Here is a 987-nt window from a genome sequence, read left to right on the forward strand (position 1 = left end):
CATTTGGCCAATGGAATATTGAAAGATAAAAGCCTTGCTGAGGAACAAGTTCAAGATGTTTTCTTAAAAATGTGGGAAAACCGACTTTCACTTAATGATGAGATTTCTATTTTCCCATATCTCGTCACAAGTGTCCGGAACAAGTGTTATGACCTGATTAGACACGACAAAGTCAAGCAAAAATACATAGATCATGTCCAAAAAAGTTACCAGGATCAGATCCTCAATTATGACTATACTGACCTTACTGATGAAATTATTCATGATCTAACCCAGTCAGTAGAACAACTTCCGGAAAAATGTAAGCAAGTTTTCAAATTAAGTCGCTTTGATGAGCTTTCTCATAAAGAAATAGCTCATAGGTTGAAAATTAGCCCAAAAACTGTGGAAAATCAAATAAGCAAAGCACTTCGATTTTTACGAAATGCTCTAAAAAAATATAGTAAGGAACTCCCATGAGGCACCGAACTTCACCCATAAAAATGAAAAATGGGCTACGAGAGCCTCTTAGGCCTATAGAAATTATTCTACACTAAAAGAAAGGACTTTTTCTCATAGGTGATAACAAATACAAAAACGTTATTGAAATATGGAAAGATCATATGAGCCAATAGATGAATCTTTGATTCTTGCTTATTTGAAAGGTGAAGAAATTTCAGCACCTGATCGAAGGTATATTGAAGAATGGCTAAAAATCCCTGAAAACAGGACCCATGCCAGGGAAATTTATCAAGCATGGGAGCTTTCTTTATTATCTAAAACGGAAAAAACAGATACCCAAGAATCCTTTAATAAGTTAATAGACAAAATAGCCCCAAAAAAGGTAAAAGAAAGAAAGAGAATTACTCCTTGGTGGGTGGCTGCCAGTATTATACTTGCTTTAACTACAGCTTATTATTTCGTTGCTTATAGAGCAAATCCCAAATCCGAAATAATGGAGCTTTCAACTTTGGAAGATAAGGAGTTATTTTCCCTTCCGGATAGTAG

The 987-nt window shown here is 35.1% G+C and carries 2 protein-coding genes; both read left to right on the forward strand.

The features are described from left to right. On the forward strand, positions 1 to 459 hold a 459-nt coding region (locus E1171_RS00755; protein ID WP_155203131.1), incomplete at its 5' end, for an RNA polymerase sigma-70 factor. Between the two features lie 130 nt (positions 460 to 589). Then, a partial coding sequence (locus tag E1171_RS00760) for a hypothetical protein (RefSeq protein ID WP_155203133.1) occupies positions 590 to 987 on the forward strand: 398 nt, incomplete at its 3' end.

Origin of the sequence: Xanthovirga aplysinae, assembly GCF_009711365.1 — a bacterium.
Lineage (GTDB): Bacteria > Bacteroidota > Bacteroidia > Cytophagales > Cyclobacteriaceae > Xanthovirga > Xanthovirga aplysinae.